This is a genomic window from Gemmatimonadota bacterium, from assembly GCA_016713785.1.
Lineage (GTDB): Bacteria > Gemmatimonadota > Gemmatimonadetes > Gemmatimonadales > GWC2-71-9 > JADJOM01.
This window is the reverse complement of sequence record JADJOM010000003.1, coordinates 2,597,243-2,620,616: the sequence shown is the minus strand read 5'-3', so window position 1 is coordinate 2,620,616 and position 23,374 is coordinate 2,597,243. Positions and strand designations below refer to the sequence as shown.

The 23,374-nt window shown below is 72.6% G+C and carries 19 protein-coding genes; 11 read left to right on the top strand and 8 right to left on the bottom strand.

Translation table 11 applies throughout. The features are described from left to right. The 3 genes from IPJ95_19875 to rsgA are packed head-to-tail and all read left to right on the top strand — an operon-like array spanning position 1 to position 2,140. Positions 1–930 (top strand): proline dehydrogenase family protein, encoded by a 930-nt coding sequence (locus tag IPJ95_19875; GenBank protein MBK7925865.1) that lies wholly within the window; start codon positions 1–3, stop codon positions 928–930. Between the two features lie 2 nt (positions 931–932). Continuing rightward, on the top strand, positions 933–1,247 hold the full coding sequence (locus IPJ95_19870) for a hypothetical protein (GenBank protein ID MBK7925864.1): 315 nt from the start codon (positions 933–935) through the stop codon (positions 1,245–1,247). Then, positions 1,241–2,140, top strand: a complete 900-nt coding sequence (gene rsgA, locus IPJ95_19865; GenBank protein ID MBK7925863.1) for a ribosome small subunit-dependent GTPase A — start codon at positions 1,241–1,243, stop codon at positions 2,138–2,140. The genes IPJ95_19870 and rsgA overlap by 7 nt, the downstream gene beginning before the upstream one ends. Before the next feature lie 7 nt (positions 2,141–2,147). On the opposite strand, the gene IPJ95_19860 is transcribed toward rsgA, so the two are convergent. Genes IPJ95_19860 through IPJ95_19840 form a run of 5 tightly spaced genes read right to left on the bottom strand, consistent with a single transcriptional unit; the run spans position 2,148 to position 7,940 of the window. Continuing rightward, entirely contained in the window at positions 2,148–5,024 is a 2,877-nt protein-coding gene (locus tag IPJ95_19860) for a protein kinase (protein ID MBK7925862.1), read from the bottom strand. A gap of 6 nt (positions 5,025–5,030) precedes the next feature. Continuing rightward, entirely contained in the window at positions 5,031–5,372 is a 342-nt protein-coding gene (locus tag IPJ95_19855; GenBank protein MBK7925861.1) for a nucleotide pyrophosphohydrolase, read from the bottom strand. Positions 5,373–5,401: 29 nt separating this feature from the next. Next, complete coding sequence (locus IPJ95_19850) at positions 5,402–5,929, bottom strand: type 1 glutamine amidotransferase (GenBank protein ID MBK7925860.1); 528 nt, start codon at positions 5,927–5,929, stop codon at positions 5,402–5,404. Continuing rightward, positions 5,926–6,729 (bottom strand): SDR family oxidoreductase, encoded by an 804-nt coding sequence (locus IPJ95_19845; protein MBK7925859.1) that lies wholly within the window; start codon positions 6,727–6,729, stop codon positions 5,926–5,928. Before IPJ95_19845 ends, IPJ95_19850 begins: the two co-directional genes overlap by 4 nt. After that, the gene (locus IPJ95_19840) at positions 6,726–7,940 is read right to left on the bottom strand and encodes a P1 family peptidase (GenBank protein ID MBK7925858.1); all 1,215 of its coding nucleotides are present in this window, start codon (positions 7,938–7,940) and stop codon (positions 6,726–6,728) included. The genes IPJ95_19845 and IPJ95_19840 overlap by 4 nt, the downstream gene beginning before the upstream one ends. Positions 7,941–8,046: 106 nt before the next feature. Between IPJ95_19840 and IPJ95_19835 the strand changes: the two genes are divergently transcribed. The 7 genes from IPJ95_19835 (at position 8,047) to IPJ95_19805 (ending at position 16,787) form a co-directional block, all read left to right on the top strand. Then, positions 8,047–8,235, top strand: coding sequence for a hypothetical protein (locus tag IPJ95_19835; protein ID MBK7925857.1), 189 nt, complete (start codon positions 8,047–8,049; stop codon positions 8,233–8,235). An 11-nt stretch (positions 8,236–8,246) separates the two neighbouring features. Beyond that, complete coding sequence (locus tag IPJ95_19830) at positions 8,247–9,899, top strand: amidohydrolase (protein ID MBK7925856.1); 1,653 nt, start codon at positions 8,247–8,249, stop codon at positions 9,897–9,899. Positions 9,900–10,163: 264 nt separating this feature from the next. After that, positions 10,164–11,345 carry a tetratricopeptide repeat protein gene (locus IPJ95_19825; GenBank protein ID MBK7925855.1) on the top strand — a complete coding sequence of 394 codons (1,182 nt, stop codon included), beginning with the start codon at positions 10,164–10,166 and terminating at the stop codon, positions 11,343–11,345. 14 nt (positions 11,346–11,359) lie between these two features. Beyond that, positions 11,360–12,550 carry a tetratricopeptide repeat protein gene (locus IPJ95_19820; protein MBK7925854.1) on the top strand — a complete coding sequence of 397 codons (1,191 nt, stop codon included), beginning with the start codon at positions 11,360–11,362 and terminating at the stop codon, positions 12,548–12,550. A gap of 8 nt (positions 12,551–12,558) precedes the next feature. Then, positions 12,559–14,133, top strand: coding sequence for a PDZ domain-containing protein (locus tag IPJ95_19815; protein ID MBK7925853.1), 1,575 nt, complete (start codon positions 12,559–12,561; stop codon positions 14,131–14,133). Positions 14,134–14,197: 64 nt separating this feature from the next. Then, entirely contained in the window at positions 14,198–14,605 is a 408-nt protein-coding gene (locus IPJ95_19810; GenBank protein ID MBK7925852.1) for a DoxX family protein, read from the top strand. Positions 14,606–14,660: 55 nt separating this feature from the next. Next, positions 14,661–16,787, top strand: a complete 2,127-nt coding sequence (locus tag IPJ95_19805; protein ID MBK7925851.1) for a dehydrogenase E1 component subunit alpha/beta — start codon at positions 14,661–14,663, stop codon at positions 16,785–16,787. Between the two features lie 16 nt (positions 16,788–16,803). Here the strand turns inward: IPJ95_19805 and IPJ95_19800 are convergent, their stop codons facing one another. Further along, complete coding sequence (locus tag IPJ95_19800) at positions 16,804–17,547, bottom strand: CPBP family intramembrane metalloprotease (GenBank protein ID MBK7925850.1); 744 nt, start codon at positions 17,545–17,547, stop codon at positions 16,804–16,806. An 84-nt stretch (positions 17,548–17,631) separates the two neighbouring features. Further along, positions 17,632–19,560 (bottom strand): protein kinase, encoded by a 1,929-nt coding sequence (locus tag IPJ95_19795; GenBank protein MBK7925849.1) that lies wholly within the window; start codon positions 19,558–19,560, stop codon positions 17,632–17,634. A 304-nt stretch (positions 19,561–19,864) separates the two neighbouring features. Here IPJ95_19795 and lon point away from each other — a divergent pair, with 304 nt between their 5' ends. Then, positions 19,865–22,402, top strand: a complete 2,538-nt coding sequence (gene lon / locus IPJ95_19790) for an endopeptidase La (protein ID MBK7925848.1) — start codon at positions 19,865–19,867, stop codon at positions 22,400–22,402. Positions 22,403–22,475: 73 nt separating this feature from the next. Here lon and IPJ95_19785 read toward each other — a convergent pair whose 3' ends face one another. Beyond that, complete coding sequence (locus IPJ95_19785; GenBank protein ID MBK7925847.1) at positions 22,476–23,339, bottom strand: cytochrome c; 864 nt, start codon at positions 23,337–23,339, stop codon at positions 22,476–22,478. Between the last annotated feature and the right edge of the window lie 35 nt (positions 23,340–23,374).

The following is a 23,374-nucleotide window of genomic DNA, read 5'->3' as shown; positions in this document are numbered from 1 at the left end:
ATGATGCGCACCGGCCTACTCTGGCTCTCGGAGCAGCCGCAGGTGTTCCGCTTTGTCCGCAGCAACCCGCTGGCCCGGAAGTTCGCCTCGCGCTTCGTGGCGGGGGAGACCGTGGACACCGCGGTGGAGGCGGCCCGTGAGCTCAACCGGCGGAAGATCACCGCGACGCTCGACCTTCTGGGCGAGAGCATCACCCGGGAGTCGGAGGCCGCCCAGGCCCGGGACACCTACCTCCAGATGCTCGACCGGATCGGCGAGACCGGGGTCGATTCCAACGTCTCGGTGAAGCTCACCCAGATGGGCTTCGACATCAGCGCCGACGCCTGCCTGGCCAATATGACGGCGATCCTCGAGCGGGCCAAGGCGCGCGGCAGCTTCGTCCGGCTGGACATGGAAGGCTCCGCCTACACCCAGCGGACGCTCGACTTCTTCTACCAGAAGGTCTATCCTGCCTTCGGGCCGCACGTGGGGGTGGTCATCCAGTCGTGCCTGCGGCGCTCCACCGAGGACGTGGCGCGCCTGGTCGAGGCGAAGGCACGGGTGCGGCTCTGCAAGGGCGCGTACCTCGAGCCGCCCGAGGTGGCCTTTCCCGACAAGGCCGACGTGGACCGGCACTACGTGACCCTGATGGAGCAGCTGATGCTCCGGGGCAACTACCCGGGCCTGGCCACCCACGACGCCGCGATCATCGCCCATGCGCGGAGCTTTGCGAAGGCGCAGGGGATCGACCCGGCGCGGTTCGAGTTCCAGATGCTCTACGGGGTCCGCCGGGACCTGCAGGACGAGCTGCGGGGCGCCGGGTTCAACGTGCGGGTCTATGTTCCGTTCGGGACGCAGTGGTATCCCTACCTGATGCGTCGCCTGGCCGAGCGGCCGGCGAACATCGCATTCATCCTGGGCAACGTGATGCGCGAGGCGGTGCGGCACTAGCGATGTCCGAAGCCACCCTGGGCGGCTACATGGACCGGCACGGGCGGGCCGCCGCGTTCACCGGGCACGACGGCCAGCCCTACTCGGTCGGCATCTACGTGGACGACGCGCCGGACGAGCTGGGCCGGCACGGCGCCTCCCTCCTCTTCGTGCGCTGGTCCGAGGCCGGTGACCGGCCCAGCGGGCATGTCGAGACCGGCATCCTCGCCTGGGGCCGCAGCGCCCCCGAGGCCGAGGAGCGGATCCGCGCCCTCTCCCTCTACGACGTGAAGGCCGCCCTGGACGACGCCATCGGTCGCGATCCCGGCACGTGGTAAGCGGGACGGTGCTCGAGCGCGACGGCGCCGCGTACCGGGTGCTCACCGCGGACGGCGAAGTCCGCGCGGTGCTCCGGGGCAAGGTGAAGCGGGACACCCCGCGGGTGGTGGTCGGCGACCGGGTGGGCCTGGACCTCGAGGGCGAGGGCGGCATGATGGGCATCGCCGTGGTAGAGGAGCGCCGGAGCCTGCTGGCGCGCCGGGTGCCCGAGGGGCGCGGCACCCGCCCGGTGGCGGCCAACATCGACCAGGTCCTGGTGGTCACGGCGACCATCGACCCGGTGCCCATCCCGCAGCTGATTGACCGCCTGCTCGTGGTGGCCGAATCCAACGACCTTCCCGCCGCGGTGATCCTCAACAAGACGGACCTCGAGCCCGGCACGGTGCTCGCCACGCGGCTGGAGGGCGCGGGGTACCGGGTCTTCCGCACCAGCGTGCGGACCGGCGAGGGTCTCGAGGCGCTGCGCGCCGCCCTCGCTGGCCGCGTCAGCGTGGTGACGGGGCCGAGCGGGGCGGGGAAGTCGAGCCTGCTCAATGCGCTCGAGCCGGGGCTCGGGCTGCGGACCGGGGAGATCAGCGAGCGCATCCGCCGGGGCAAGAACACCACGGTAAGCGCGGTGATGGTGCCGCTCGAGGCGGGCGGCTTCCTGGTGGACACGCCGGGGTTCAGCGAGGTGGGGCTGTGGGGGCTCGCGCCGCGCGACCTGGCGCACTGCTTCCCCGAGTTCCGCCCCCGGGTGGACGGGTGCAAGTACGCCGACTGCAGCCACACCCACGAGCCGGGGTGCGCGGTCCTTGGCGCGGTGGCGGCCGGCGCCATCGATCCCGGCCGTCACGAGAGTTACCGGGTGCTGCTGGCCGAGCTCCAGAGCGCCCCGGCCGACTGGGAGTAGCGCCGGCCTACTTCGGCTCGCCCGTCACCCGCGACAACGCGTCCTTCACCTCTGCCACCCGGGGCGCGAGCGCCGGGTCGGCCTTGTCCCACATCGCCAGGAACTGGGCGTATGCCTCGGCCGCCGCCGGGCGGTTGCCGGCGGCCTCTTCGGCGCGCCCCAGCGCGTACGTGGCGAGCGGCGCGAGGCCGAGATCGGTGACGAAGCCGTGGCGGAGCAGGCGACGCCCCGCGTCGCGCGTCTCGGGCCGGAGCGCCATGGCGGCGGCCATCTGCAGCCGCAGCGGGGCGGTCATGAAGCTGTTCCATCCGGCGCCCACGTCCTCGAGGGCGCTCCGCATCGTCGCGAGGCCGCCGACGGTGTCCCCCGCCATCATGGCCGCCCATCCCCGCGTGGCCCGCAGCACGTCGTAGATCTTCGGCGGCATCTTCGGATCGCGGTGCGCCAGGAGGCTGTCGAGCAGCCGGGTCCCCTCGGTCCGCTCGCCCAGGTTGAGCGCGACCGCCGCCTGGTAGTACACCTGGAACGGGTTCTGGCGCGGCGCGGCCAGCATGCGCTGCCGCACCTCGGGAGCGTAGTCTGCGGGGGCAAAGCCCTGCAGCAGCGGGAAGAGCAGGATGCCGTACGCCTGGTCCTGGTTGGTGGTCCGGACGGTGTCGAAGTCCGCCCGTGCCGCCGCGAGCTGGCCCAGGCTGGCGCGGAGCAATCCCCGGCCGGTGTAGTACTGGACCATCCCGAGCCCGCTGACCGACACGAACTGCCGTATGGACTCGAACCGGGCCAGCAGGCTGTCCGAGGAAGGGTCGCCCTGCTGGATGCTGAGCTGGGCGGCCCCGATGCTTGCGGCATAGCGCAGCATGGCGCGCGCGGTGGCGCTGTCCACCAGGCCATCCCCGAACACCAGGCGGCCGGCTCCCGCATAGGCCTGGTTCTCCACCGCATTGTCCGAGCTCTGGAGCACCCGCAGGTAGGTCTCGTAGCGCGGGCGGTCGCGGGTGGAGAGCGCCGTCTCCACCAGGTGGATGGACGCCGGGGTGAGCGAGGAGTCGCGGGCCAGCACGCTGTCGAACGGGGCCCGCAGCTGGTCGGGGCTGTACCCGACGAGCTGGCGGGAGTGGAACTGCGTCTCGCCGAGGAGGAACCAGCCGTCGACGTCATCGGGGTACTTGGCGACGTAGGCCCGGGCGGAATCGATGGCTTCCAGCCGCTGGTGGGAGAACAGGTTGTAGGCGATGACCAGGGAGTGCTCGCGCGGGGGGAGGCGGTTGCCGAAGCGGCGCGCGGCGTCGCTGGCCTCGAGCCCGGCCGCCACCCCGATCCCGCCCGACCAGCCGAGGGTGGCGGCGAGCCGGTAGTGGGCCAGCGCGAAGGTCGAGTCCTGCTCGATGGCGCGGCGGAAGGCCGCCGCCGCGGAATCCCAGGCGGAGCGCCGGTAGTGCTGCTCGCCGGCGAGGTATTCCCGCATGGCGGCGAGGGAGCCGGTGGTGAGCCCGCTGACCCGGACCGAGGGCACCGGCTCGTTGGAGCGCCAGATCTCGCGCACCAGGCGCAGGCTCAGGCTGTCGACGAGGGCGAGCACGCTGTCGCTGGAGCCATCCACCTGGGCGCGGGCGAGGCTCTTCCCGCCGGACCCGTACAGGTCGGCGCTGAGGCGCACCTGGGCGCCAGTGGCCACGATGCTGCCGAGGATCACGGCCTGGGCCTTCACGCTGCGCCCTACGGCGAGCGCGCCCTCGAGGTCGGAGGCGTCGGTCCCGCGCTTCCGCCAGGCGGCCAGCACGGCCCGAGGCTCCGCGGCCTGGATGCCACCGACCGCGTTCAGGTTGGTGGTGAGCAGGTCCACCATGCCCTCGCCCATCAGCTCCACGCCGGCGCCGGAGGCGTGGAACGGCAGCACCGCGATCCGTTCCGCCCCCTCCACCACCACGCCCCCGCGGGGCACGAAGAACCAGGCCACGGCCGCCACCGCCGCCACCGCCAGCGGCAGCCCCACCACCAGGCGGCGGAGGCGCCGACGCTCGGCCATGCCCCCCGCGCCGCCGCCCGCCGCCTGCTCGAGCGCGGCGGCGAAGCTGGTGACGGAGTCGAAGCGCTTCGCGGGGTCGGCGTCGAGGGCGCGCGCCACCGGGGCGTCGGCGTCGGCCGGGGCCTCGCGGTTCACCTTGCTGAGCTTCGGCCGGGGCCCGGTCAGGCTCTTGGCCAGGACGGCCTGCACCGTCTGGCCGGCGAAGGGCATGGCGCCGGTCACCATCTCGTAGAACACGCAGGCCAGGGCGTACTGGTCGCTGCGGCCGTCCACCTCGCTGGCCGTGGCCTGCTCGGGACTCATGTACGCGGGGGTGCCGATAGCGAAGCCGATGCCGGTCAGGTTGCCGCCGCCCCCCTGCTGGGCGGCGCTGAGCGCGCGGGCGATGCCGAAGTCGGCCACCACCGCGTGCCCGCCGGAGAGCATGATGTTCTCGGGCTTGATGTCGCGGTGGACGATGCCGCGCTGGTGGGCGTAGGCCAGGGCGCTCGCCGTCTCGCGCGCCAGGGTCACCGCCTCGGCGAAGGGGAGGCGCCGCTCCCGGGTGAGCCGGTCGCGCAGCGATTCGCCCTCGACGAAGGGCATCACGTAGTAGAGGATGCCGTCCGCCTCGCCCGAATCGTAGAGCGGGACGATGTGGGGGTGCTGCAGCCGGGCGGAGACCTCGATCTCCTGCAGGAAGCGCGGCCCGCCGATGGCGGCAGAGAGCTCGGCCCGCAGCACCTTGATGGCCACGGCGCGGTCGTGCTTGAGGTCCCGGGCGCGATAGACGGTGGCCATGCCCCCCTGGCCGGCCTGGCCCTCGATCCGGTAGCGGTCGCCGAGCGCGGCGGCGAGGCGTTGTGCGAGCGGGTCCATCGCGGGCTACTCCTGGGCCGGGGCGGGGTGGCCGCCCTTCCGGGTCCAGCGGGTGGTGTCGCGCTGCTCCACCTTGGCCATCATGCGGCCGAAGGCCGCCTCGAGGTCAATCCCCTCGCGGTTGGCCATGCAGATGAGCACGAACAGGATGTCGGCCATCTCCATGGCCAGGTCGCCCGGCGCCTCGTCGGCCTTCTTGGTCTTCTGGCCGAAGCGGTGGTTCACCTCCCGGGCCAGCTCGCCCACCTCTTCCGTCAGGCGGCAGAGGTTGGTGAGGGGGTGGAAGTACCCCTCCTCGAACTGGCTGATCCAGGCGTCCACGCGGCGCTGGTGGTCGGTGAGCGGCATCGGGGTCCGGGGCGGAAGGTGGTGCTGGGTCAGTGCTGGGCGCGGAGCGCCGTGAGGAAGGCGCGCATGAAGTGGCCCAGGTCGGCCGGGGTGCGGGAGGAGATCAGGTTGCCGTCGACCACCACGGGGGCGTCCTCCCAGGTCATGCCGGCGTTGACCAGGTCGTCGCGGATGGCGCCGACGCTGGTGCCGCGGCGACCGCGCACGATGCCGGCCGAGATGGGCACCCACCCCGCGTGGCAGATGAAGCCGACGGGCTCACCGGCCGCGAAGATCTCCCGGGTGAGGCTCAGGACCTTGGCGTGCCGCCGCAGGATGTCGGGAGCGTAGCCGCCGGGGATGATGAGGCCGTCGAACTCCCGGCTGCTCAGCTCGTCGACGTGGGCGTCGACAGTCACCGGGTACGCGCCACGCTTGCCGAGGCAGGTCTTCTCCCCGACGCCCGCCACCACGGTGGTGACCCCTTCCTCTTCCAGCCGGATCTTGGGGTACCAGAGCTCGAGCTCCTCGTAGTGGCTCGCCGCGAAGATGAGGACCTTCCTGCCGGACAGCGTCACGTGCCCTTCCGTTCCTGGAACCAGCGGGTGAGATGGGTGACCAGCCACCGCGGCGACAGCCTGCCGGCGAGGATGGTGAGCTGCATGACCAGGCCGGGAATCACCACCGGGCGCCCGCGCCGCATGGCGCGGTACCCGGCGCGGGCCACGGCGGCGGCGTCGAGCGCGCCGGGCAGGGCCTGCAGGTTGACGCCCTGCATCCCGGCGGCCTCGCCGAACCCCGTGGCCACGGGGCCGGGGCAGAGCGCGGTGACCGTCACCCCGGTGCCCCGCAGCTCGTTGTGGATGGCCTCGGAGAAGTGAATGACGTACGACTTGGTGGCAAAGTACACCGCCATGAGCGGTCCCGGGGCAAAGCCGCCCGCCGAGGCCACGTTGAGCACCCGGCCGCGATGGCGGCTCACCATCCCGGGGAGCGCCAGCCGGGTCAGGTGGGTGAGGCTGGTCAGGTTGAGCTGGATCAGGTCGAGCACCTGCTGCATGTCCTGCCGGCCGAAGAGCCCCCAGAGGCCCACGCCGGCGTTGTTCACCAGCACGTCCACCACCAGGCCCCGGCGGCCCACCTCCTCCATGATGGCCACCGGCGCCTCGGCGTCGCGCAGGTCGGCCACGATCACCTCGGCCCGGACGCCGTACATCCCGGCGAGGTACTTCGCGGCCTCCTCGAGCTTCTCGGCGGTCCGCGCCACCAGGACCACGTCGTGCCCGTCCTTGGCGCAGAGCCGCGCCAGCTCGAGCCCGATGCCCCCCGAGGCGCCGGTGATGAGCGCGGCGGGGCGGGGGGTGGCGGGTGCGGTCACCGGATCCGCCCGGCGCGGCGCAGCAGTGCCAGCACCTGGTCGGTGGGGAGGGCGTGCACCCGGAAGCCGTCGCTGCCGGTCATCGTCTCGGCCGCCACCATGGCGTTGACGATCGCCTCCTCGGTGGCGTCCACCGCCGCCTCGAAGACGGGGTTGATGGCGTCGTTGGGAATGAAGCGCGCCGTCGCCAGGGAGTCGACGCCGCCCGCGGCCGCGTTGGCCGTGGAGAAGGCGATGAAGATGTCGCCTGAGGAATCGCCGCCGATGCCGCCCATGCGGCCGATGCCGAGCGCGATCCGCCGCGCCACCCGCTTGAGCTGGTGCGGCAGCAGCGGCGCGTCGGTGGCGAGCACCACGATGATCGAACCGAGCTCCTCCCGGACGGTGGCGGCCGGGCCGTCGCCCCGCGCTGCGCCGCAGCGCGGCACCTCGCGCAGCCAGGATTCCGCCGGGTCGGGCAGGGTGAGGCAGGGCTCGAACCCCTGGATCTCCGGGCCCACCGGCACCCCGGCGATCGAGAGCCGGCGCCGCCCGCCGTAGTTGCACTGCACCAGCACGCCGACGGTGTACCCGCCCTCGAGCACCGTGAAGCGGCGGGAGGACGTGCCGATGCCGCCCTTGAACTGGTGGCACACCATCCCGGTGCCGCCGCCCACGTTGCCCTCGGCCACCGGGCCGGTGGTGGCGCCATCGAGCGCCTGGAACGCGTGCTCGCGGGTGACGTGCATCCCCTTGATGTCGTTGAGGCCGCCATCGTAGGTCTCGGCCACCACCGGCAGGGCCCACAGGAAGTCGTCGTAGCTCCGCGCCACCGCCCAGCTGATCACCGCGTCGCGGACCACGCCCACGCTCAGGGTGTTGGTGATCATCACCGGGCCCCACAGGAAGCCCGATTCCTCGAGCCAGGTGGTGCCGGTCATCTCGCCGTTGCCGTTGAGGGTCCACCAGGCCGCCATGACCGGGACGCTCGACTTGCCGCGCGGCAGCACCGCCGTCACGCCGGTGCGCACCGGGCCGTTGCCCACCCGCAGGCGGCCCTCCCCGCGGATCAGCGTGACCTGGCCCACCTCCACCCCCGCCACGTCGGTGATGGCGTTGAGCGGACCGGGGGTACCGGTGAAGGGGATGCCCAGGGCCCGGGCGCGCGGCTTCTGGGCGGCGAGGCCGCCGGCGAGGACGACCGGCAGGAGGAGCAGGAGGGGCAGGCGCATGGTGGCAGCGGGGGAAAGGTTGCTGTAAGCTACACCCCACCGCACGTCACGCTAACCTCCACGGCCGAGCCGCCGAGCCGCCGAGCCGCCGAGCCGCCCCCTGCCCATGCGCTCCCGAGACCAGATCCTCGCCAACCTCGAAACGGCCTACCGCGAGCAGTATGAGCGCGCTCGGGCCGACCAGCAGGCCCGCCGCATGGAGGAGCTCGATGCCGGGTACCTCCGCGACCAGCTGATGCTCGAGGTCCTGATGGATATCCGCGACCTGCTTGCCAACCCGCGCCCCCGCGCCTGAGGGTCCTGCCCATGCTCCGCCGCCCCGGTGTCACGCTCCTCCTCCTGCTGGCCGCCGCCTGCGCCCCGGGCACCCCGCCCGCCGACCTCGTGGTCTTCGGGAAGGTGTGGACCGGGGATTCCGCCCATCCGCTCGCCGCCGCGGTGGCGACCCGGGGCGATACCGTGGTCGCCGTCGGCGACAGCGCTACCGTGGCGCGCCTGGTGGGGGACAGCACCCGGGTGCTCCATAACCCCGGCGGCCTCGTGGTGCCCGGCTTCATGGATGACCACGTCCACTTCCTCGATGGCGGCTTCCAGCTGGCCAGCGTGGACCTGCGCGACGCGAGCAGCCCCGAGGAGTTCACCCGCCGGCTCCAGGCGTTCGCGCTGGAGCGCCGGCCGGGCGAGTGGATCCTGGGCGGCGACTGGGATCACGAGAAGTGGCCCGGCACGCCGCTGCCCCGGAAGGAGTGGATCGACTCGGTTACCCCGAACAACCCGGTGTTCGTGTCGCGGCTGGACGGCCACATGGGACTGGCCAACAGCCTGGCGCTCAAGGCGGCGGGCATCGCCAGGGGAACGAAGGACATCCCCGGCGGCACGATCGTGCGCGACCGGCGCGGCGAGCCCACCGGCGTGCTCAAGGACGAGGCGATGAGCCCTGTCTTCGGCGTGGTGCCCGAGCCCAGCGAGGCGCAGGTCGACGCCGCCCTCGGCCGGGCGATGCAGCACGCCGCCTCGCGCGGGGTCACGGCGGTGGCATCGGTGAGCGCGGGGTGGGGCCAGTTCGCGGGGCTGCTCCGGGCCCGGGAGCGCGGGGCCCTCACCCTGCGCGTGACGCTCTTTCCGGGGCTGGCGGGCTGGCGCCGCGTGGCCGACACAGTGGCCGCGCGCGGCCCGGGCGACGACTGGATCCGGCTGGCCGGCGTGAAGGGCTTCGTGGACGGCTCGCTCGGCTCGACCACCGCGCTCTTCTTCGAGCCCTACGCCGATGACCCGTCCACCAGCGGCCTGCTGGTGACGCCGGAGGAGTCGCTCCGGGCCCAGATCGGCGGCGCCGACTCGGCCGGCCTGCAGGTGGTGGTGCACGCCATCGGCGAGCGGGCCAACGCGCTCGTCCTCGACATCTTCGACAGCGTGGCGCAGGCCCACGGCCCCCGCGACCGCCGCTTCCGGATCGAGCATGCGCAGCACCTCCGCCAGGCCGAGGTGGAGCGCATGGCCGCGCAGGGCGTGGTGGCGTCGATGCAGCCCTATCACGCCGCCGACGACGGCCGCTGGGCGGGCAAGCGCCTCGGCGACCGGGTGGGCGACAGCTACGTGTTCCGCTCCCTGCTCGACGCGAAGGCCCACCTGGTCTTCGGCTCCGACTGGACCGTGGCCCCGATCGACCCGCTGCTCGGGATCTGGGCCGCGGTGACCCGGCGGACGCTCGACGGCAGGAACCCCGGCGGCTGGCTGCCGGAGCAGAGGATCACGGTGGAGGAGGCGCTGCGCGCCTACACCAGCGAGAACGCCTGGGCGGTGTTCGCGGAGGGCACCCGCGGGAAGCTCGCGCCGGGGTACCGCGCCGACCTGGTGCTGCTCGACCATGACCTGCTCACCATCGCACCCGAGACGCTGGACCAGGCCACGGTGCGGGCCACGGTGGCCGGGGGCCGGGTGGTGTACCAGGCGCCGTAGCCCCGACTGGCGCCCCGCACCCCTCGGCGGCATACTGAGGCCATCCCATCCGGACCTGGCCGCCCCGATGGCCGTACCGATTGCAGCACTGCGCTGGATCCCCTGCGCCCCGCTCCTCGCGGGAGTGCTGGCCGTGCGCGGCCTCCCTGCCCAGCAGTCCCCTCCCCATGTCCCAACCTTGTCCCGCGCATCCTGCGCCGGTGCCGCCGGCCGCCACCCCCGCGCTCAGCGCCTGGCCCGGCTGCCCTGACGAGTGGAGTCCCGATGCGCGTCCTGACCCCGTGCTGCCTGCTCGCCCTGGCCCTGCTGTCCGCGCCGCTCGCCGCCCAGCGGGTGCGGATGGTGGTGCCGCTCAACGCGCTGGTGGAACGGGCCCGGGTGGACTCCAACGACGCCCCGACCCACTACGAGGTGGCCCTCGGCTACTGGCTCGCCAAGCGCTACGACGAGGCGGAGTTCCACCTGCGGCGCGCGATCGCCATCGAGCCCGCCACGGCCGCGGCCTACCTGGCGCTGTCGTACCTGCCCTACGCGCGGCGCAACAAGCTCTGGAACGAGGAGGCGGAGGGGAAGGTGCCGGCCGAGTGGCAGCCCAGGGTGGAGGAGGCCTCTGCCTTCCGCCGCCGGGCCTTCCTGCTCGACCCGCTGGTGGACCTCAAGCCGCTGGCGCTCATGATCCCGCCCGCCGGGGTCTTCGGGCTCAAGGGCAACGCCGAGGCGGTCTACACCTACCTGATGAACGGCTTCGGGAGCTTCTGGGACGGGCAGTACGCCAACGCCTACGCCTTCTTCCGGGAACTCGCCGGGGCGGCCACCGACCAGGACCGGCGGGAGAAGTTCGGCAGCTGGTTCCTCTGGTACGAGGCGCTCGCGGCGGCGCACACCAACGACTTCCCGCGGGCCACCGCCAACCTGCGCCTCCTGCTGGCGCGGGCCGAGGCGACCGCGGCCCTGGGCGGCGGCGCCACCCTCGCCTTCACCGACGCCACGCACTATCGCTACACCCTGGCCTGCATCCTGGACCTGGCGGGGGAGAGCCGCGAGGCGGTGACGCTGCTGCAGCAGGCGCTCACCGATGACGTGGGGCTCTACCCCGCGCACGTGCGGCTGGCCCGGATCTACGAGGACCAGCATCGAACCAACCCGGCGCTCGAGGAGCGCCGTCGCGCCGTGGCGTCCAATCCGGACGACCCGTCCCTGCTGTTCGACCTGGGCGAGTCGCTGGCCCGCGCCGGGGAGCTGGTGGAGGCGCACGGGGTGCTCCGCCAGGCGGTGGCCGCCAACCCGCGCAGCCACCGCGCGCTGTACGTGCTGGGGTTCGTGGCGCAGCAGGTGGGCAGCACGGAGGAGGCCCGTGCCGCCTACACGACGTTCCTGGCGCTGGCCCCGAGCCGCTTCAATGACCAGAAGACCGAAGCCCGCCGCCGGCTCGCGGCGCTCAACTGACCCGGAGGATCCGCATGCCTTGCTGTCGTCTGCTGCCGCTCGCCGTGCTGCTGGCCGCCGCGCCGCTCGCCGGGCAGCGGCTCAAGATCTCGGTCCGCCTGCCCGAGCTGGAGCAGCGGGTCAAGGCCGACTCCAACGACGCCGCGGCGCACTACAACGTGGCGCTCGGCTACTGGCAGGAGAAGCGCTTCGACGACGCCGAGCGGGCGCTCCGGACCTCCGTGCGGATCGAGCCGCGCTTCGCGCCGGCGCACCTGGCGCTGGCCTACCTCCCGTTCGCCCGGCGGCCGAAGCTGTGGGACGAGATCGTCAACGACGAGGTGCCGGCCGACCAGGTGGCCGCCCTCAAGGAGTCCGACCGGGAGTACCGGCACGCCTTCCTGATCGACCCGATGGTGGACCTCCGGATCCTCGGCGCCGCCGAGTGGAAGAAGCCCGATTTCGGCGACGCCCGGGACTACCTCGGCGAGGCGTGGGCGCTGTTCTTCCAGGGGTTCGCCGACTGCCAGGAGGGGCACTATGAGGAGTGCCACGGGCGCTTCGCCAGCCTGATCCGCGAGATCGACGGCGACCGGTACGCCGACCGGATCCCCACCTCGGTGCTGTGGTACAAGGGCATCGCGGCCGCGCACCTGAACAAGAATGACATCGCCGCCACCCACTTCCGGACCTTGCTGACCCGCGAGCACGCGCGGGCCGATTCGGCGGAGCGGAAGGGGGAGTTCTCCCGCGTGCCGCTCAAGGAGAACGAGTACCGCTACGTCCTGGCCACGATCCTGCAGGCCGACGGCAAGACCGGCGAGGCCATCACGATGTTCCGCCAGGTGCTCAGCGAGGACGTCGGGTACTACATGGCGAACGTGCGGCTGGCCAACATCTACGAGGCCCAGCGCGACTTCCCCAGCGCGGTCGCGCAGCGCCAGTTCGCCGTGAACATCAATCCCGACGACGCGAGCCTCCTGCTCGACCTCGGCGTCACGCTCGGCAAGGCGGGGATGATGCCCGAGGCCGAGGCGAAGCTGCAGGCGGCGGTGGACGCCAACCCCCGCGACACCCGGGCCTGGTACTGGCTGGGCGTGGCCCAGCAGGCGGAGGGCAAGCGGGCGGAGGCGAAGGCCACGTTCGAACGGTTCGTGGCGCTCGCGCCCAGCCGCTACGGCCCCCAGATCGCGATGGCAAGGGAACGCCTCGCCCAACTGCAGTAGGAGCCCCGGTGCCCCATCTCCGGCTGTCCCGACCCGCCGCCCGCCGGGCCTCCCTGCTCCTGGCGGCGGCGCTGCTGCTCCCCGCGCCGGCCCGGGCGCAGGGCGCCTCCTACGAGCAGCTGCAGACCTTCTCCAGCCTGCTCAACCAGATCCGGATCAACTACGTCGACTCGGTGAGCTACGCCCAGCTGGTGCGGGCGGCCATCGACGGCGTGCTGGGCTCCCTCGACCCGCACAGCCGCTTCCTCCGCCACGCCGATGGCGAGCGTGAGATGGCCTACCAGGCCGGCCTGCTGGCCGGCCTCGGCATCACCTTCGACGAGGTCGACGCCCAGCTGGTGGTGGTGACCGTCTACCCCGGCGGCCCCGCCGCGCGGAAGAGCATCGCCCCCGGCGACCGGCTCATCACCATCAACGACACCTCGGTGGCCGGGCTGTCGCCCGCGGACGCGGGGCTCCGCCTGCTGGGCGAGAAGGGCAGCAAGGTCCGCCTGCTGCTGGAGCGCGGCTCGCGGTTCGAGCCCGAGAGCGTGGCGGTCACGCTCAAGTACGACTTCATCCAGCCCCGGTCGGTGGTGGGCAGCTACCTGCTCGACGCCACCACCGGGTACGTGCGGCTGGCCGAGTTCTTCGTCAAGGCGGGTGACGAGACCGAGCGCGCCATCAAGGACCTCAAGGGCAAGGGGGCCCGGCGGGTCATCCTCGACCTCCGCGGCAATCCCGGCGGCGCCGTGGTGGGGGCCTCGGACGTGGCCGGGCTCTTCCTGCCCAAGGGGACGCTGGTGTTCCGCACCGTGGGGCGGCGGCGGGTGATGACCGACCAGGTGCTTACGACCCGCGACGGGCCGTTCCGCGACCTGCCGCTCATCGCCCTGGTCGACGAGGGCAGCGCCAGCGCCTCCGAGGCGCTGGTGGGCTCGCTGCAGGACCACGACCGGGCGCTGGTGATCGGCCGGCGCAGCTTCGGCAAGGCGCTGATCATGTATCCGCTGGAGATCCCGCCGCAGGGCGACATGGTGATGCTCGTCGTGGGGCGGGTGGTGACGCCCAGCGGGCGCATCATCCAGCGGGCCTATCATGGCATGAAGGCGGAGCAGTACTACGATTTCGCCGGCACGGCCGGGGCCGGCCAGGATACCCTCGCGGTGTTCCGCACCGGCAACGGCCGCGAGGTGCGCGGCGGCGGGGGGATCGCCCCCGACGTGACGCTGCCGGAGGGCGTTCGCATCCCGGCCTGGTTCAGCACCGCCGCCGACAGCGGCTGGATCGAGGCGGTCAGTGACAGCGTGGCGGCGCTGCTGCCCAGGGAGCCCGCCGGCCGCCAGGCGTGGCTGGCCGCGCCGGCCGAATGGCAGACCCGGCTGGTCGAGCCCTTGCTGGCCCGGGTCACGGCGCGCCTCCAGATGACCCGCCCACCGGACGAGGCGATCCGGGCGCGGATCGGCCGGGTGCTGGCGTATCGTGCCGCGGAGGTGCGCTGGGGGCCGGAGGTGGCGGACGAGCTCTGGCTGCGCAGCGACGCGGGCCTCGCCACCGCGATGGGCTACTGGGACCAGCTGCCGCGGCTCCTGACCAGTCACTGACCTCCCGGCGGAACCCCGCCGGGCCTGGTCCCGTAGGTGGCGCACCCCTCCCGCGGAGCCATCCATGCAGCTGTCCGACCGCACCGGGCTGACCGCCCTGCGCGTCCTTGTGGCCACCCAGCTCGTCATCCACGGCAGCTACCGTACCCTGGCGGGTGGGGTGGTGCCCTTCGGCGGCTGGCTGGCGGAGCAGGGCGTGCCCTTCGGACCCCTGGCGGCCGGCCTGCTGACCGCCATCGAGGTGCTGGGGGGGCTCGCGCTGATGTCCGGCCGCCTGGTCCGTCCGCTGGCGGCCTGGTTTGCGCTCCAGCTGCTGCTGGGCATCGTCATGGTGCACTGGCCCGAGGGCTGGTTCGTGGTGGGGGGCGGGCGGAACGGGATGGAGTACAGCGTGGTGCTCATCGGCGGGCTCGGCATCGTGGGGCTGACCGCGCCGCCGGCGCCACGGCCGCGCGGCTCGGGCGGCGCATGAGCCGTGAACGGGCCCGGCCCTACCGCCGGGCCCCCCCGGACACGATCTTTGGCCCATGGCCTCCCGCACCCGCAGCGCCCCGAAGACGGCCCGAACGCTCGCCAAGGCCGATCTGCTCGACCTCTACCGCATCATCCTGCTGTCCCGCCGCATTGACGATCGCGAGATCCAGCTCAAGCGCCAGAACAAGATCTTCTTCCAGATCTCCGGCGCGGGGCACGAGGCGCTGCTCGCCGCGGCCGCGAAGGTGTTCAAGCCCGGCTACGACTGGTTCTACACCTACTATCGCGACCGCGCCCTCTGCCTCGGCCTCGGGATGACCGCCACCGAGATGCTCTTCTCGGCGGTGGCGGCGGCCGACGACCCGAACTCCGGCGGGCGGCAGATGCCCTCGCACTTCGGGCACAAGGACCTGAACATCGTCAGCGCCTCGAGCCCCACCGGCACGCAGTTCCTGCAGGCGGTCGGCTGCGCCGAGGCGTGGCTGCGCTACTCGAAGGTGCAGGGCATGGCCGATGGCGTGACCGGCCCCCACGGCGACGAGGTGGTGTTCGTCTCCTCGGGCGACGGCACCACGAGCGAGGGCGAGTTCTGGGAGGCGATCAGCAGCGCCAGCAACCTCCGGCTGCCGGTGGTCTTCGTGATCGAGGACAACGGCTACGCCATCTCGGTGCCGGTGGAGGTGAACACCCCCGGCGGCTCCATCTCGAAGCTCGTGACCGGCTTCCCGGGGCTCTACATCCAGGAGGTCGATGGCTGCGACCCGGTGGCGTCGTTCGAGGTGCTGCAGAAGGCGGTGGACTACTGCCGGGCCCGGAAGGGGCCGGCGCTGGTGCACGCGCACGTGATCCGGCCCTACAGCCACTCGCTCTCCGACGACGAGGTGCTCTACCGTCCCGCGTCCGAGCGCCAGGCCGACGCCGAGCGCGACCCGGTGACCCGCTTCCCGCTGGCGCTGGTGGAGCGGGGCATCGCCACCGCGGCGGAGATCGAGGCCATCAAGGCGGAGGTGGAGGAGGAGCTCACCGTCGCCACCGAGACGGCGCTCGCCGCGCCGCAGCCCGCCACCGACACGATCTACGACTTCGTGTACTCCCCGACGGTGGACCCCACCGCGGCGGCGTTCGACACCGAGGACGCGCCGCGCTTCACCGGCGACCCGACCACGATGGTGGACCTGCTCAACGCCTGCATGAAGGACGAGATGGCGCGCGACCCGCGCATCGTGGTCTTCGGCGAGGACGTGGCCGACGCGAGCCGGGAGGAGGTCCTGGAGCAGGTGAAGGGCAAGGGCGGGGTCTTCAAGGTGACCTGGGGGCTGCAGCGCGCCTTCGGTGGCGACCGAGTGTACAACAGCCCGCTGGCCGAGGCCAACATCGTGGGACGCGCCATCGGGCTGGCCACCCGCGGCATCAAGCCGGTGGTCGAGATCCAGTTCTTCGACTACATCTGGCCGGCGTACATGCAGCTGCGCAACGAGCTCGCCCTGATGCGCTGGCGCTCCAACAACGCCTTCGCCTGCCCGGTGGTGGTGCGGGTGACGTACGGCGGCTACCTCAAGGGCGGGGCGGTCTACCACTCGCAGACCGGCGCCGCCGTGTTCACCGGCGTGCCGGGCCTCCGCGTGGTGTGCCCGTCCACCGCGCTCGACGCCAACGGCCTGCTGCGCACCGCCATCCGCTGCGAGGACCCGGTGCTGGTGCTGGAGCACAAGCACCTCTACCGCCAGACCTACAACAAGGCCCAGAACCCGGGCCCCGACTTCATGATCCCCTTCGGCAAGGCGCGCACGGTGCGCGAGGGGAGCGACCTGACGGTCATCACCTACGGCGCGGTGGTGCAGCGCGCCCTGGTGGCGGCCAAGGAGCTGGAGGAGAGCACCGGCACGTCGGTCGAGGTGATCGACCTGCGCTCGCTCTCGCCGGTGGACTGGGAGGCCATCTACGCCTCGGTCCGGAAGACCAGCCGGGTGCTGGTGGCGTACGAGGATTCGCTGTCGTGGGGCTACGGGTCGGAGATCGCGGCGCGCATCGCCGACGAGGCGTTCGAGTGGCTCGACGCGCCGGTCCGGCGGCTCGCCGCCACCGACACCTTCGTGGCCTACGCCCCCGAGCTCGAGGACGTGATCCTGCCGCAGGTGCACCACCTCCGCGCCGCGATGGCGGAGCTGGCGGCGTACTAGGGGCGGTGGGTGCCCCTCAGCGCGACGCGGGGCCGGCCTCCGGGCCGGCCCCGTGTGCGTCCCGGGGCGGGATGCCGTCCACCGGGTAGCCCAGTTCCTCCCCGAGCCGGCCATACGCGAAGCCGGCGATGAGGTCGTAGAGCAGGTGCACCGCCATCGCCACGTACAGCGAGCCCGCCAGCAGCACCAGCCCCTGCAGCCCGAGCGAGATCGCCCCGATGGCGAGCACGCCGCGTGCGCCCTGCACCGCGTGCGCGGCGCCGAACAGCGCGGCGGTGGCCACCGCCGCGGTGAGTGGATCGTGGGTGAGTCGCAGCAGCAGCGCGTACATCACGCCGCGATAGGTGACCTCCTCGCTGACCGCCGCCGCCAGCGACACCCCCACCCACAGCCGCCGCTCCCCGGCATCCCGCGGCATCACGAAGTGCACCCGGGGCTCCCGCCGCGCCACCGCCTCCCGCCACCGGGGCCGCAGCGCCACGGTGCAGCCCACCACCATCACCGCGCCGAGTCCCAGGGCCAAGGGGGGCGGGACGGTGCGCGGGAACAGCGCGATGCCCTCCACCGCCGCCACCCGGAGCGAGATGAGCAGCGCTACGCCCTGCACCACGAGCACGGAACGAAAGTGGCCCTTGCGGGGGCGCTGCGATACCGAAGGCAGGGCCCGGGCGCTGCGGGTGGCGAGCCAGGGCAGGACGACCCCGAAGACGGCCAGGTGCAGCCAGCCCGACGAGCCGATCGCGTGGGGGGTGCTAGGCATGGGGCCGGACGGGATCCGGTGCGGTGCTGGATGGGTCGGACGCCCCCTCGCCCGTGCGCTTGACCAGGGGGGGCCGGGCCGAGGTCAGTCCCGGCCCAGCGCTTCGCGAATCTCCGCGGCGGCGACGATGGCGTTGTCGACGTCGCGGGAGAGGGCCCGGGCCTGCTGGGTGGCCATGGTGAGGTCGCCCAGGGCGGCGGCCGCGTCCGCGGAGCGCAGGCGCAGCAGGTCGAAGCGGACGTTCTGCATGGCGAGGATGCAGCTCTCGAGCTGGCTGGCAATCTGGTCCCGCCGGCCGCGGAGGTCCTCCAGCGTCTTCTTCTGCCGCTCGAGCAGCCCCAGCCGGCGCGCCCGCTCGTCGTCCTCCGGCTCGCGCTCCAGGGCCTTCATGCGCTGGTCCAGCCGGTCGAGCCCCTGACGGTCGAGGTTAGAGTCCATCGAGTGCAGCGTCTTGGCCAGGTCGGTGGCCCGCTGGTACAGCCCGTCCACGGTGGCCTGCACGTCGTCGGGGAGCATCTGCCGCTCCGCCGCCGACATGCGCTCCATCAGCTTGAGGATGGCCAGCCGGTCGGCGTGGGCCTGGTTGATCAGGCCGAGCTGCTGCCCGTACTCGTCGGACCGCGGGGCGGGGAGGGCGCGCGCCATCTTGCCGCCCTTGCCGCTGGGCACCAGCACCGCGTCCGGTGCGGCGGGGCGGCTGAGCACGTCGCGCCAGGTGTAACCGGCCTGCCAGAGCTTGGCGTAGCTGTTCACCAGCCCGAAGCCCATGCCGGCCATCGGGAAGAGGAACCAGGGCTCACCGATGCCGGTGGCCAGGTTGATCATGAACAGGCCGCCGGAGACCGCCGCCCACCGCGCGAACTGCGCCCGGGTCTTCTGCACGATCATCGGCTCGCCGGTGTCGGGCACCGGGAGCGGCGTGTCGGCGCCCTTGCCGCTGCGCCGGTCCATCTGGCGGCTGGCCCGGTCCATGTGCCGGTCGAGCCGGCCCCGCCAGTCCTCGCTCCCCGGCCGGCGCGCCAGCGGGCGCGGCGGGGACGGCGGACCGCCCTGGTCGCCGGCCGCCCCGGTACCGGTGGAGCGGCGCGGCGCGGGCGCCCCGCCCAGCGTGCCGCGGCCACCCGCCCGGGTCTGCCCGGTGGGACGGTAGCCGGTCACCACCCGCGACTCGAGCGCCCGCCGCAGCGCGTCGGCGGAGGGCCAGCGGTTCTCGGGGTCCTTCTCCAGGCAGCGGGTCACCGCCAGCGCCAGGTCCTCGGGGCAGTCGGGCCGCCTGTCGGCCACCGGCGGGGGCAGCTCGGTGATCTGCTTCATCAGGATCCCGGCCACCGTCGGCGCGGTGAAGGGCAGCTCGCCCGTCAGCATCTGGTAGCTCAGGATCCCGAGGCTGTAGAGGTCGCTCCGCCCGTCGATCTCCTTCTCGCCCGCCGCCTGCTCGGGGCTCATGTACTGCGGCGTGCCGATGGCCACCCCGGCGCTGGTCAGGGTGCCGCCCGAGCCGCCGGACATCGCCTTGGCGATGCCGAAGTCGGTGACCATCACCCGGCCCCGGGTGCCGTCGAGCAGGATGTTGTCGGGCTTGATGTCGCGGTGGATGACCGACATCGCGTGGGCGGCGCTCAGCGCGTCGGCGGTCTCCTTCATGATGCGCCGGACTTCCTCCACCGGCAGCTTGCCGCGGCGCTTGAGCCGCCCGCCGACCGACTCGCCGTCGACGTAGCCCATCACGAAGTACACCAGCCCGTTGCCCTCGCCGACGGTGTAGATCGGGACGATGTGCGGATGGGAGAGGCGGGCGGCGGTCTCCGCCTCCCGCGTGAAGCGGGCGCGGATCTCCTGCTGGAAGGCGAGCTCCGGCGGCAGCACCTTGATGGCCACGCGGCGCTTGAGCTTCTCGTCCCGCGCGCGATAGACCACGCCCATGCCCCCACGACCGATCTCGCCCTCGATAGTGAAGGCGCTACCAAGGGCTTCGCTGAGGCGTGGCGCGAGGGGACTCGTCGGTTCGGTCATCGGTTATCCGGAGAAGCGTCATAGATTTAGCGACCTCGGACGGGGGGGACAAGGAGGGTCCTGTCCCGGCCCCGCTGACCGTCCCGACAGAACGGCAGTCGGGCTGCGACCCCCGGACGAAGTGGCAGCCGCCCGTGTTTCGATTCGGGACGCGCTCCCGAGCGCGGCGGGTCGCACTCCCCCATCTTCCCCTCGGGAGGGACGCCGCGCCCCGGGCCCGCCGCGAGTGGCATGTCCGGTGCACCCAGTAGCGCCACACGCTGGCCCCTCTGCCATTTCGCCAGCCGAACCGGAGTGTACCGCCATGACTGAGCGTTCCGAACGCCTCGTGCTTCCCGTGCTGCCCCTCCGGGAAGTCGTCCTCTTTCCCGGGACCACCGCGCCGATCGGCGCCGGCCGTCCCGGCACCCTGCGCGCCATCGAAGCCGCGCTCAACACCCCCGACCGCCTGATCTTCGCCGTCTCGCAGCGGCAGAACGTGGAGCAGGTGACCCCCGAAGGACTCTTCACCATCGGCACCATCGCCCGCATCGGGCAGATGCAGCGCGGCCTGGCCGGGATGCAGCTGCTGCTGCACGGCGAGCGGCGCGGCATCGCCATGCACGTGGGCGAGAAAAACGGCTTCCTGGAGAGCATCGTCCGCGAGGCCGAGGAGATGGCCCCCCTCGACCCCGAGGACGCGGCCTTCGTGGCGCTGCACCGCGAGGCGCGCACCCGCGCCGGCGAGCTGGGCCAGAAGAGCGGCCTCCCCGAGGAGGTGGTGCAGCAGGTGCTCGCCGGCGTGCACGACCCCGGCAAGTTCGCCGACCTGGTGGCGGGCTACCTCGACATCGCCCCGCCCGACCGGCAGGCGCTGCTGGAGACGCTCTCGGTCGAGGAGCGGCTGCGCCGGGTGCTGGTGCACATGCAGCGCCAGATCAGCGTCCTGGACGCGCAGGAAGACATCAAGTCGCAGGTCCAGGAGGAGCTGGGCGAGCGGCAGCGCGAGATGTTCCTGCGCGAGCAGCTCAAGCAGATCCGCCGCGAGCTGGGCGAGGATGACGAGCGGGGCGACCAGGAGGAGCTGCGCGAGACGCTCGAGCTGCTCGAGCTGCCGCCCGAGGCGCGCAAGGAAGTCGATCGCGAGCTGGCCCGCCTGGAGCGGATCAGCAAGGAGTCGATGGAGGCCCAGGTGGTGCGGACCTTCCTCGAGACGGTGGCCGAGCTGCCCTGGAACGAGCGCAGCGAGGAGTCGCTCGACCTGGTGCGGGCCCAGGCCATCCTCGACGAGGATCACTACGCCCTGGGCGACGTGAAGGACCGGGTGCTGGAGTTCCTGGCGGTGCGGCAGCTCAAGGCGGAGACCGCCCGGCGGCCCGGCGACCCGGCGTCGGACGAAGCCGCCGCCCCGGAGCTGACGGCGAGCGCCGGAGGTGCGCCAGCGGGACTGCCGAGCCGTCCCGCCGTCGAGCCGCCCAAGGGCAACCCCGACGAGAAGGCCACCAAGGGCCCGATCCTGCTCTTCGTGGGCCCGCCCGGCGTGGGCAAGACCTCGGTGGCCAAGTCGATCGCCCGCGCCATGGGCCGGAAGTACGTGCGCATCTCCCTGGGCGGCGCCCGCGACGAGGCCGACATCCGGGGCCACCGGCGCACCTACGTCGGCGCCATGCCCGGGCGCATCATCCAGGGGATGAAGCAGGCCGGCACCCGCAACCCCGTCTTCCTGCTCGACGAGGTGGACAAGCTCGGCGTCTCCTTTCAGGGCGACCCCGCCAGCGCGCTGCTCGAGGTGCTCGACCCGGCCCAGAACGACAGCTTCGTCGACCACTACCTCGGCGTGCCGTTCGACCTGAGCGAGGTGCTGTTCATCTGCACCGCCAACTTCCTGCAGAACATCCCGGCCCCGCTGCTGGACCGGATGGAGACGGTGGACTTCGCCGGGTACACCGAGCGCGAGAAGCTGATGATCGCCCGGAACTACCTGGTGCCGCGCCAGCTCACCGAGCACGGCCTCGACGTGGCGCAGATCGCGCTGCCGGACGAGGCCGTGGCGGAGGTCATCGCGAGCTACACCCGCGAGGCCGGGGTGCGCCAGCTGGAGCGCGAGATCGGGAAGCTGTGCCGCAAGGTGGCCCGCAAGATCGCCACCCGCGAGGTGGAGCGCCTGACGATCACGCGGGACATGGTCGACGACCTCCTCGGCCGCCCCAAGGTCCACCCGGAGCGCGCCGCCCGCGAGGACCAGATCGGCGTGGCCACGGGGATGTACTACACCCCCGTCGGCGGCGACATCATGTTCGTCGAGGCCAGCGTGATGAAGGGCAAGGGCGAGCTGCTGCTCACCGGCCAGCTCGGCGACGTGATGAAGGAATCCGCCCGCGCCGCGCTGACCTACGCCCGCTCCCACGCCGCCGGGCTGCACATCCGCGAGGATGTCTTCGGTGAGCATGACGTGCACGTGCACGTCCCCGCCGGCGCCATCCCCAAGGACGGGCCGTCGGCGGGCGTGACCATGGCTACCGCCCTGGTCTCGGTGCTCTCCGGCCGGCCGGTGCGCAACGACATCGCCATGACCGGCGAGATCACCCTCCGGGGCGAGGTGCTGCCGATCGGCGGGGTGAAGGAGAAGGTCCTCGGCGCCGTGCGCGCCGGCATCGGGCGGATCATCCTGCCCAAGAAGAACGAGCCGGACCTCGAGGACCTCCCCGAGGAGGTCCGCACGACCATCGAGATCTACCCGGTGGAGAACCTGGGCCAGGTGCTCGCCCTGGCGCTCCGCGGCGCCACCTTCCGCGAAGGCCGCCTGCTCTTCGGCGACCAGGTCCCCGGCGACGTGGCCCCGCTGCAGGCGTTTCACCACTAGCGGTAAAGGCGGTAGAGGCGGTAAGGGCGGTACCGCCTTTGCCGCCTTTACCGCCCTTACCGCCCTTACCGTCCTACCGCGTCTTCAGGTACGCCCACACCGCGCTGATCTCCTCGTCGGTCATGAGCCGGGTCAGGCGCCAGGGCATGAACGGGTTGATCACGCTCCCGTCGGGCCGCACCCCCTCCCGCAGCGCCTTCCGGAAATCCTCCTCGCTCCAGCTTCCCATCTTCCCCGCCGGCGTCAGGTCGGCGGAGGCGGGGACCTCGGGCGGGCCCTCGTGGATGCCGCCCTTGAGGTCCGCCCCATGGCAGGAGGTACAGCCACCGATCTCCGTCAGGTACCGGCCGTACTCCGCGGTGGGCCCGGCGGGGATGGCGTCGGGGAACGGTGCGGCATGATCGATCGCCGACGCGGCCAGGAGCTTCTCCGGCGTCCGGGCCAGCACCAGCCGCGCGATCGGGCCGAGCCGGGTGGGCGGCAGCACCGTGTCCACCGGCGGGACCGACTTGAGGTAGGCGATGAGCGCGCCGAGGTCGGCCTCGGTCATGGGGTGGTAGGCCAACGACGGCATGAACACCAGCGGGCGCCCGCCCGCGCCGACACCATGCCGGATGGTGCGCACCCACTCGGCGTCGCTGCGCGCCGGGCTGCCGCCCCGGCCGGTGGTGAGGTTGGGCGGGGAGAAGGTCCCGAAGGGCCCCATGTCCATCACGGTGCCGCCCAGGTTCTCCCCGTGACAGTCCACGCACTTGCCGATGGCGGTGGCGAGGTGGCGCCCCCGCGCCAGCGCGGCGGAGTCGGTGGGGATGGTGATCGGTGCCGCCGTGACGTCGTACCGGCGCGCCAGCGCCCGGTTGCTCAGCAGCCAGAGGGTGCCCGTCGCGAGCACGACCAGCGCCACGAGGGCGGCGCCGATCCTGAGGACCCAACGCATGAGGAGACTCCGAGGGGTGAGGGGAGGAGTATCGC